Genomic DNA, 9,681 nt, shown 5'->3' on the forward strand with positions numbered 1-9,681 from the left:
CATGGCCATGATCGATCAGGTCGGGAACATCCACGACCATCAGGGCCGGTTCGACGGTCACCTCCGCTCGGACGCCGAATCGACACTGGCGGATGAGCCTTCCGCCGCGACGTACGAGCCGATCGTGTACCGGATCCCGACGTCGCGGCTGGCCGCCCTGCAGGCGAAGCTGGACAAGCTCAACCGTCGTCTCGCGAAGGCAGGAATCGAAGAGCGATTCGCGTACAACGCGCGCCCGCGGATCGTGCACGACGAGCGCACAGGAGCGAGCCACGAGACGAACGACGTCACGATCAACACCCCGAGGATCAGCCTCGGAGACTGGCAGTTCGACTCCATGCACGAGAAGGCCGCGAACGGGAAGGTGATCTCCCACTTCGCGGGCGACACCGACCCTCATGTCGCCGACGAGACGATGCGGTGCGACTACTGCGGGCACAACCGCGCCCGCACGAAGGTGTACATCGTCACATCCCCGAGCACCGGCGAGACCAAGCAGATCGGCTCCAACTGCCTGGAGCTGTTCCTCGGCGTGAAGCCAAAGGGGCTGTGGGTCCTCGACGAGAGCTTCGACGCGTCCGAGTTCGACGTCGACGACGATGACCTCGGCGCTCTCTACGGTCAGGACACCAGGATCACACCGGGCGACAACGTCATGCTGCTCACCATGAGGCAGATCGAGCAGGACGGCGGGGTCTTCCTCTCGCGCGGCCGCGCAACCATCTACGACACCCCCACGGCGGACAAGGTGCTCGACTTGATCGAGCACGGAGCTGGCGGCGGGCATCTTGAGGCATCCGCCGCGGAAGCCGACGAGCTCCGGAGACTGTACGCCTGGGTCGACGGGCTCGAGGGCGAATCCGAGTACGAGCGGAATCTGCAGACCGTACTCGCCCAGACGGAAGAGGTCTGCGGTGAGCGCTGGGTAAGCCGCAAGCACGTCCCCCTCGTCGCATCTGCGGTATCGTCCTTCCGGCACCACGAGCAGCGTGAACGCGAACGTGCTGCGCGTGAGGAGCTCAAGGCCCGGGAGGCGGCCATGAAGAAGCAGGAGTTCCTCGCCCCTGCCGGCACGAAGCTGAAGGGGATGGACGTCACGGCGACGATCCTCTCTGCCCGACTAGGGCGGGACTACGGGTACGGCGCGCCCCTGCATGTGAAGATGATCGACGACGACGGCCATGTCCTGTACTGGCGGTCGAGCAGCGGTATCGGCGACTGGATCCAGACCGGAGAGGATGAGACGGAGGGCGTGCACTGGTCGCCCGATGCAGGCAGCCGCGTAGTCATCGCCTCCGGCACCGTGAAGGAGAACCGGGTCTCCGACTACGACGGCGACTGGGAGACCGTCCTGACTCGAGCGAAGCTTCAGCCGACTCCCGAGGCTCGTGAGCAGCTTGCGCGCGACGCTCGCGAGGAGGCAGCTCGACGTGAGACGGCCCGCAAGGAGCGGGAAGAGGAGTACCGACAGGAGCGCCGCCAGCGCGCTGAAGAGCTCGCTCAGCATTTCGAAGCCGCCGGGGACACCGCGGGTGCCGAGCAGGCTCGAGCTGAGGGTGAGAAAGGCTCGTACTACGTCTGATCGGCGCCCGTCATCGGCGCGAATGCGATCCTTCGACTACCGGCCACGTACTCGCCTTCCTGCTCAACGAGTTCGCCGGATTCCGCGGCCGCGATGAGAGAGGCGATCTCCGACTCTTCCACGAGGCGTCCCCAGGCGTCGAGGCCGACGTGGACCTGCCGCCCGTGAACGCGCTGGCTGCGATCGTGCGTGTGCCCGTGGAGGAGCCACTGGCCGGTGTCCTTCAGTCTCCACGCATCGAATCGGTCCTCGCGGGTGTGGTCGCCGGTGTACGGGAAGTGGCTGAGTGCCACGTGCCGCCGGACCCCGTGCACGTCGAGCCGGCGGACGCCGAATGCCTGCACTGACTCGAAGGTCTCCAACCATTGGCGCTGAGCCCGGATCGATCCTCGCTCGTAGGGATGCACGATGTCGTGGTTTCCTGAGATGAAGTGCTTGGAGCCTGGCAGGTCCCGCATGAAGGCGAGGACAGCATCCACGCGAGCTGCTCCGCCGACGGTCAGGTCGCCGAGGATGTACACGGTGTCTCGCTTCGTGACCTGGCTGCACCACATCTGCCGGTACCAGGCGTCGTGCGCGGACACGTCCCCGTCGCCGGTCGACGTGAGGAACCCGCGCAGTCGGGCGAGGAACTCGTGGCTCAGGTGCGGGTCCGAGGTGTAGAGGATTCGGCTCATGTGCTCCACATACCCGGTGGCCGCGCCTCAGTGGATCCGGTCCGCCATGAGCACGTCGCCGTGTCCAGCCTCGATGTACAGGTCAAGCACCTCGCAGGCGTCGTGGACGTGCGCGTACCGTCGCCGTGCTTCGGCGAACGTCAGCTGTTCCTCTGGCATCAGCACGACGCCGAGCCCCGTCGCCTGCGGCGTGACGAGCGCTGGGCGTTTCGCGAAGCCACGGCCGGACTTCAACGGCAGGTGCCACTCGGTCACGGCTGCTCGTCCTCGTCCGACGCCGGCTCGGTGACGATGATGCTGCCGAAGTCCCCGAAGTCGACACGGGAGCGCGGGGGATGCCACTCCCCCGGAGCCTTGTTCTCGTGCTGCCAGGCGAAGTCCGCGAGCTGGTCGAGCGTCTGCCCGACGACCGGATGCCCGTGCGCCAAAGCGATAGCGACGACACCCCACAGGGTGCGCGAGTGGATGGGGTTGCGTAGCTTCAGCGTCTTGAGGTGCGCCGGCCACAGATCCAGCGCGTCGGCGCCGAAGTCCTCGATGAACCGAGCCTTCGCCTGGGCGATGATCTGCTCCTCGATGCGCGCCTCGATCGGCTGCGAGTAGGCGTATGCCGCCGCCTCGGCAGCACGTCGCTGTTCCCTCTCTTCATCGGCGATCGCCGCGCACCGGATCCGGAAGGAAGCGACGGCATCGAGCATGGCTTCATCGGCCCAGATCAGCCGGGGTCGCGCGTCGCCGTCTGGGGTGGCGGTGTCCGGCCACCAGGGTGTGCTCCCCCATTTCGTGCCGCCGGAGTAGTGCGAGAACTGATCCGACGCCTGGGAGCTCCGGCTGCGGTTCCCGAGCCGGACGCCGTCGGAATCCTTCACGACCGACCACCCGGTCCGCTCGATGTACTTGTTGCTCTGCCGCCAGGAGTACACGTCGTGGCTGGAGATCGGCTCCTCCTCGGTCGGGGGCTTCTCCGCCACCCACGCGTACACGTGGATGCTCCGGCGTCCGGGGTGCTTCGGGTCGAACAGCTCGGTGACGACGACGGGGGTCCCGGAGCTCAGCGCTTTCGCCTGCTCGATGAGCTCCCGCCGCTCGCCGGCGGTCAGGTAGTGGTTCGCGTGCGCGTCGAACTTCCACGATCCCCACCGCTCGTCTGACCACGCGAGCTGGAGGGCCGATGCCGTGCGGCGGGCAACTGTCTGCGACGTCTTCGTCTCGCCCATTCGCCCGTTCCGGTAGAGCCGGGTGATGTCAAGGAAGACACCCTCGTCATGAGCGTCGGGGCTCGGCGAGTAGGACCACCACCGACCTTGACGGTCTCGGCCGACAGCGATCGCGCCGGGGATCGCCCGCCCACGCTCGATCATCCGCTTCTCGGAGTCGTCGGCGTCCCGCTTGCGACGGGCACGGTACTCGGCGACGATCTGGTCTGCGGCATTCTTCTCGTGCGCTCCGTCGCCGTTGAGTGGCTTCGACCAGGTGTGAGCGAGCTTCCACCAGTACACAAGCCCGTCGACGAGCTCGTCGACATCTTCGGCGTCGGCGCCTTCGGTGACGAGCAGCTGGGCGATGAGCCCTCGGAAGTCCGCTTCCTGGGCGGCCTCCTCGTACTTGGCTGCGATAGCCGCCCGCAGGGTCGGGACCATCGAGAGGAAGTGGTTCGATCGCTCTTCCCGCGATGCAAGGAACCGCTCCATCTCGGCGACGGTGACGAGGTCGAACGGCACCACGAAGGAGTCGTCGGGGTAGATCACGCAGGACGCCCGCTGCTTCGGTTCCGCCTCGGTCTCGAAGCGATACACGTAACCGGGCTCACCGGGCACGGGCTGATTCCGCTTCCAGATCTTCTCGGTGCGGGTGTACCGGATCACCAGACCGTTGTCGCGGCGGGCTTCGATGAGCAGCGGCGTCTGCGAAGGCGGGTACTCAGCGTTCGCAGGGTGGATCCGCTGGTGGCCACCACGGGACCAGCGGTCGCCGTCGTTGTACAGCTCCCGGAACGCCTGCGTGTTGAAGTTCGCCACGACCCGAAGGCCGGGACGCAGGAGGGAGTTCACGCGGCGCTGCCACTGTGCGAAGGTCTCCCCGCCTTCCCCGAGCTGGATCGACTCCTCGTCATCCTGGATGAGGACGATCTTGCCGGCGTCCTGGTCAGCGAGCGACATGAAGCTCGCGCCTGAGGCGGGCAGCGGGTGCCAGACGGGCGTGCGGTCGATCAGGCCCTCCAGGACCATCAGGATGCGCATGTAGTGGCGCCGCTTAGCGTCCGCGATCTTCTCCAGCTCGAACCACTCCTCGGATCCCGGACGGACCGGCTCTCCGCGCCGGCTGCCGAAGCCGAACAGCCGCTGATCGAAGACGTCGACGAACTCGCGACGGCGAGGCAGTACCCGATCGAAGATCTTCAGTTCCGGGTCCACCGTCAGCAAGTAGAGCCGCTCGCCGTTGCGGAGAAGCCAGTAGGACCGCTGGTTCTCGGCATCCCGGTATGCGTCCTCGAAGATGTTGCCGGAGCGGCTCTTCACCTTCGTGGGCACGAGGACGACGACGCCCTTCTTCTCCGGCAGGATACGGTCAAGGTTCGCGTCATCGGCGATCAGCCAGTCGATGAACTCGGGGATGTCCTCAGAGGTGACCCCTGTGCTGGTCGCGCCCATGAGGATCAGAGACTCCTCGGCCATCACGAGAACCTTCTGCCGGACGGCGATCGGGGTGTCAGCGGGTGCCGGGCTGCCTTCGCGGATGAGCCGGAGAGTCTCGTCCCTGCCGAGGTAGAGATCGACGGTCCACATGATCTCGGCGAGCTTCGCGAGCTGCTCTTTCAGCGGCTTCATCTGCTCCGCAAGCTCAGCGCGAGCCTTCTCGAACTGCGCCTCGAGCTCCCGCCGCTGGCGCTCCATCTCCGCCTTCGCCTCGGCGTGCTGCGCGTCGAGCTGCAGCTGACGACGCGCGAGCTCAGCGCGGGCGTTCACGACGGCCTCACGGGTGCTGAGCGCGTCTGCTCCGGTGTAGCGGACGAGGTCCTCGCCAGGTGCTTCGTTCATGCTCACCACATACCCGGTGACGCCGGTGCGGACTGACGGCGCACAACGGCCGCGAACCGCCTGGTCCGCTGTCGCGCGCGGGCTGCCAGTGCCGCCCTGCGGCCGGACATCCGCCGATACGCTTCCGTGTCAGCCTCCCAGCGCGCGGAGTCGATGACCGTGCTCGATCCGCCCTGCGGGTACGTCGTGACGGTGAACGGCAGTCGCTGCGAGAGGATCCCGATCCGGATGGCCCGGGCGGTGGAGGTTGTGAGACGTCGGCGCATGCTTCGCACATACCCGGCATGATGGGCTCAGCCTGTGTTGGTCAGAACCGACCCGTCATCGGTGATGATCTCGATCTCGAACCTCGCTGTCCCATGCATTCTGCTCATGTGCAGCGATAGCGCGTCGACGGCCTGGTCGAGGGCCTGGCCGGCGCGGACGGTCCAGCAGTGCTCGCAGAGGGTGCAGGCGACGGCACGGATGTCGTCGGGCTCTATGGGCCCAGTCATGGGGTGTACTCGGCCACGAGGCCGCGGCGGCGGGCTTCTTCACGTGCCGCAGGCCGGAGGAGAGCAGCCGTATCGTATGTGACCCAGTCACAGTTCGTCGGCGTCGGCTGGTGAGCTGCGGTGAGGAGGTCCAGCACTTTGTCGTCGGTGAGGGTCCGCAGGTGCCTGGTCAGACGAATGAGCCCGTGCGCGTACACGCGGCTGTATGGGGCGATCCGCTGCTTCCAGCGGCGCTCGGCGCTCATCCGAGCCCCTTCGGGATCAGGGCGAGTAGCTCATCACCGGTGCTGATCGGAGAGGCGTGCCCGTCTCGGATGAGGGCGTTGCATCCGCCGTACTGTGCCACTTCCTCGGGCCCGGGAACCGCCCCGACCGGCCGACCGGCTTCCCTTGCCTGTCGGGCCGCGTTCAGCGTCCCCGATCGGAACCCGGCTTCCACGACGGCTGTAACGCGCGCGTGGGTGACGATGAGGCCGTTGCGCTCCAGGAACCGCTCCCGCGTCGGCGCCGACGCGGGAGGGTAGGCCGACACCAGCGCGCCTCCGGAGTCGACGATGGCCTGCGCGAGGTCATCGTGGCCGGCGGGATAGACCCGGTCGACCCCGGCGGCGAAGTAGGCGACCGTTGGCATCCGTCGGGAGACCGCCGCGGCATGCGCGGCCGCATCAATGCCATAGGCGAGACCGGAGATGATCGCGTACCCCTCGTCGCTGCACGCTTCTGCGATCCGTCGAGCATTGAAGTTCCCGATCTGAGTGCTGGCGCGCGAGCCGACGAGAGCAACGCCGGGCAGGGCCAGCACAGCTGTTGTGCCACGCACCCACAGCCTCTGAGGCATCCGCTCGTTCAGGTCGAGGAGACCCGCGGGCCAGTGAGGGTGCTGCGGGGTGATCTCGGTGATTGCGTCCATGTCAATCACATACCCGGCACCAGCCGGAGAACGTGCCTGTCCTCCGGGTCAGTTGCTCAGATCATGATCGCCCGCGGGCTCACAGATCTCGCGTTTCCGGTTGCGCATGACCAGCATGTTTGCGATCAAGGACCAGCCCACGATCGGCCCGACGATCCCGGCGAAGAAGACCATCATCACGTGAGCGATGTTCGCAGGGAGGACGCTTTCTGGATGCAGCGCGATCAAGGCGAATACTCCGGTGGCGACGACGAGAAACCCGACGGCGAATGGGGCGACCGGTGACGACGCTACCCGGTAGCGGAACCGCACCTGCTGCACGAGGCACCACGATGCTCCGACTGTCATGAGGGCGACACAGACGCCGGCGCCCGTGCCTCCAGTCGCGACCAGGGCTGCGACAGAGCCACCCAGCATCTCGCCGAGTGAGCTGAGGGCAATGCGAGACACCTCAGTCACGGGTTCGCTCCTTCTCTGCGGGTGATGACGATCTCAGCGTCGAGTCCGAGGACCGCGCCGATCGCTGCGATTTCCCAGAGAGCTGGGTGCGCGGTTCCGCGCTCGATCCGGCTGATCCGCCCTTGCGGGACGGTCGTCGCGGCTTCCATCTGTCGCTGGGTGATGCCCTGTGCCTGCCGCTCGGCGGCCAGTGCCTTCCCGAGGCCCGTTCGGTCTGGGGCAGGGAGCCGGAGCGAATCGGTGATGGGCGAGGAGGTCTCAGGCATCGGTCTTCCGGTTCCAGTCGGGGATGAGGGTGTCGAGGAGCTGACGGCGCTCGGGGGTCAAGGCGACGTTCCCCTTGCCTTCGGCTGCACGTCGGAGGTGGTTGAGGATTCTGTAGAGCCGGGGTTCGGCCTCGTCGATCACCGCACGGTTGTGCGGGTACTGCTTGTGCCTCTTGACGAACGCTGCGATCTCGCGAATCTGCTCGTCGACGTCGCGGCGTGCGCCGCGACCGCGCCAACCCGGAAGCACCTCGTCGAGCACGGCGATGCGTTCGGGAGTCAGGATGATGTCCTTCGTCGTTCCGCGGTCGGCTTGTCGGATGCGCTGGAGGAAGAGGCCGAGAGAGCGGTCGTCCGCATCCGGCGTGTGCCGTGTCGGCATCTTGCCGTGCCGCGCGACGTATCGAGCGCACTCCGCCACGGTCAGCTCGAATCGGTCATCGGTCGTCGACATGCCCACCACATACCCGGTCCCGCCCGAACTGGCGAGTCGCCCTCGGGCGACTTCCACAGCCCGGGGGCGACTCTCTGTTGTTCACCACATACCCGGCATCTCCGGCTAGATGCCGGCGTCGGTGAGCCGGGAGAAGGCGCGATCGAGGATCTGAGCCGCTTCCGGGTCGACTTCTTTGAGTTCGTGGATGTAGTGCTTCTTGGTGATGCGCGAGTCCGTGTGACCGAGCACTTTCGCGGCGAGTTCGGCTCCACCGCCTTCGTTGACCACGGAAGCGACGGTCTTCCTCAAGGAGTACGGGGTGAGGAGGTCCACTTCGATTCCGATCCGTGTGAGCAGGTCTCGGTGCTGATTGCGGAATTCACGGAAGAGGCGGTCGATGTAGTTCACCGACATCGGTGTGCCCTTCTTCGTCGCTATGAGCAGCTGATCGGGGTTCGGCTTGTACGAGGCGACCAGGCGCCGCAGCACCGTGTCTGCGTACTTGGGAACGGTCATCGTGCGCTGCTGCCCACGCCCCTTCGGGTGATCCTTGCGGATGTTCTTGTGCTTCTTCGTGCGGTTCACGTTGCCGGTGACGGAGACCTTGGCTGACTCGCTCAACAGGTGGACATCGTCGAGCGACAGCCCCAGCACCTCACCGGGACGCAGCGAAGTGCCGAGCGTGATGAGGAGGAAGTCCTCCATCACGCGGACGTTGGGCTTGCTGCCGCCGAAGCGACCCGGACCTTGCTTCCCCTCCCAGTCCCTGATGAGCGCGATGATGAGCAACAGCTGGTCCTCGTCCAGCTGGATCTTCTTCCTCGGTGCGTTGTTCTTCAGCTTGGGCACGTCGTTCATCGGACTCGTGTCGATGACTCCGTTGAGCGCTGCGAAGGTGAGCATGCCGGACAGGGTCTTCCGCGTCACCGATGCGAAGCTGTAGCTGCGTTCCCGGGCAAGGCGCTGCAGCAGGTTGTGGATGAACCCCGCCGAAAGGGAGCCGATCGGCACCGCCCCGATGTACGGGAGGATGTTGTTCTTGACCCTGTTGTGGTAGGCCTCACGACTCGACTGCTCCAGCGAGTCCTCCGGCCGCAGGTCGATGTCAGCGAGCCACAACGCCGCCAGCTGCTCGGTGGTCGAGACCTTGGTGAGGGGTACGAACATCCCTGCCCAGACCTGATTCGCCTTGACCCTGACCGCGTCTTCGGCTTCCTCGAAGCTCGTGCCCCATGCCTCGAGCAGATGGAGCTCTCCGACGCCGTCACGGACACGCGCCCGGCTTCGGTATGCCCCGCCAACCTCGCGAGTGGAGATCTTGCCGAGCTCACCCGGTGCCTTCTTCGGCCTAGGCAACGCTCTGCCCCGAGATGTAGTCGCGGATGGACTCAGCCGTCCAGCGGAGGTGCTTGCCGATCTTGATCGGCACCGGTCCCGTGTTCGTGGAGCGCCATGCCTCGACGGTCCGTGGCGAGACACCGAAGTACTCGGCGACCTGTTCCTTGGTCAGCAGAGCAGGGAGCTCGACCTTCCCGAGTGCACCGATCCCGTTGTCTGCAGTTGCCTTCTTCTTGCCCATGCCGAGCACATACCCGGTGTCATCCAGATTCTGTGCGCGGGAGCGCGTACCAACACGTAGGCGTTGCTCGCCTCCCCCGGCCAAACCCCCGATTTGGGGGTTTTTGGTGAGTAAAAGGTGAGTTGAGCCGCGTCGACGGTTTCGGTCGTACATGGGAGAAGGCGCCCCATCCCTTGAAAACACTGGGATGTGGCGCCTTCTGTTGGCTCCCCGGCTTGGACTCGAACCAAGAACCTGCCG

The 9,681-nt window shown here is 66.1% G+C and carries 12 protein-coding genes; 1 reads left to right on the plus strand and 11 read right to left on the minus strand.

Features of this window, described 5'->3' with window-relative positions:
* The first annotated feature begins 1 nt into the window (after position 1).
* The gene (locus tag L687_RS37445; protein WP_031207848.1) at positions 2–1,582 is read left to right on the plus strand and encodes a hypothetical protein; all 1,581 of its coding nucleotides are present in this window, start codon (positions 2–4) and stop codon (positions 1,580–1,582) included.
* On the opposite strand, the gene L687_RS37450 is transcribed toward L687_RS37445, so the two are convergent.
* The 11 genes from L687_RS37450 to L687_RS42895 form a co-directional block, all read right to left on the minus strand.
* Entirely contained in the window at positions 1,573–2,259 is a 687-nt protein-coding gene (locus L687_RS37450) for a metallophosphoesterase (RefSeq protein ID WP_021200985.1), read from the minus strand. The two genes, L687_RS37445 and L687_RS37450, sit on opposite strands and share 10 nt — an antisense overlap.
* A 27-nt stretch (positions 2,260–2,286) precedes the next feature.
* Positions 2,287–2,514, minus strand: coding sequence for a hypothetical protein (locus tag L687_RS37455; RefSeq protein ID WP_021200986.1), 228 nt, complete (start codon positions 2,512–2,514; stop codon positions 2,287–2,289).
* Positions 2,511–5,297: a hypothetical protein gene (locus L687_RS37460; RefSeq protein WP_021200987.1), complete on the minus strand. Its 2,787-nt coding sequence runs from the start codon at positions 5,295–5,297 to the stop codon at positions 2,511–2,513. Before L687_RS37460 ends, L687_RS37455 begins: the two co-directional genes overlap by 4 nt.
* Positions 5,298–5,590: 293 nt before the next feature.
* Positions 5,591–5,791, minus strand: coding sequence for a hypothetical protein (locus tag L687_RS37465; protein WP_021200988.1), 201 nt, complete (start codon positions 5,789–5,791; stop codon positions 5,591–5,593).
* On the minus strand, positions 5,788–6,036 hold the full coding sequence (locus tag L687_RS37470) for a hypothetical protein (protein ID WP_021200989.1): 249 nt from the start codon (positions 6,034–6,036) through the stop codon (positions 5,788–5,790). Before L687_RS37470 ends, L687_RS37465 begins: the two co-directional genes overlap by 4 nt.
* Positions 6,033–6,701 (minus strand): DNA-processing protein DprA, encoded by a 669-nt coding sequence (locus L687_RS37475; RefSeq protein ID WP_021200990.1) that lies wholly within the window; start codon positions 6,699–6,701, stop codon positions 6,033–6,035. Before L687_RS37475 ends, L687_RS37470 begins: the two co-directional genes overlap by 4 nt.
* Before the next feature lie 48 nt (positions 6,702–6,749).
* Positions 6,750–7,022, minus strand: coding sequence for a hypothetical protein (locus tag L687_RS37480; RefSeq protein WP_152525958.1), 273 nt, complete (start codon positions 7,020–7,022; stop codon positions 6,750–6,752).
* 134 nt (positions 7,023–7,156) lie between these two features.
* Positions 7,157–7,426 carry a helix-turn-helix domain-containing protein gene (locus L687_RS41985; RefSeq protein ID WP_021200992.1) on the minus strand — a complete coding sequence of 90 codons (270 nt, stop codon included), beginning with the start codon at positions 7,424–7,426 and terminating at the stop codon, positions 7,157–7,159.
* Positions 7,419–7,880 carry a helicase associated domain-containing protein gene (locus L687_RS37485; RefSeq protein ID WP_152525959.1) on the minus strand — a complete coding sequence of 154 codons (462 nt, stop codon included), beginning with the start codon at positions 7,878–7,880 and terminating at the stop codon, positions 7,419–7,421. Before L687_RS37485 ends, L687_RS41985 begins: the two co-directional genes overlap by 8 nt.
* A gap of 105 nt (positions 7,881–7,985) precedes the next feature.
* Entirely contained in the window at positions 7,986–9,218 is a 1,233-nt protein-coding gene (locus L687_RS37490; protein ID WP_021200994.1) for a tyrosine-type recombinase/integrase, read from the minus strand.
* Complete coding sequence (locus tag L687_RS42895; RefSeq protein WP_167540717.1) at positions 9,211–9,441, minus strand: helix-turn-helix transcriptional regulator; 231 nt, start codon at positions 9,439–9,441, stop codon at positions 9,211–9,213. Before L687_RS42895 ends, L687_RS37490 begins: the two co-directional genes overlap by 8 nt.
* Positions 9,442–9,681: the final 240 nt, after the last annotated feature.

This window comes from Microbacterium maritypicum MF109, assembly GCF_000455825.1.
Classification (GTDB): domain Bacteria; phylum Actinomycetota; class Actinomycetes; order Actinomycetales; family Microbacteriaceae; genus Microbacterium; species Microbacterium maritypicum_A.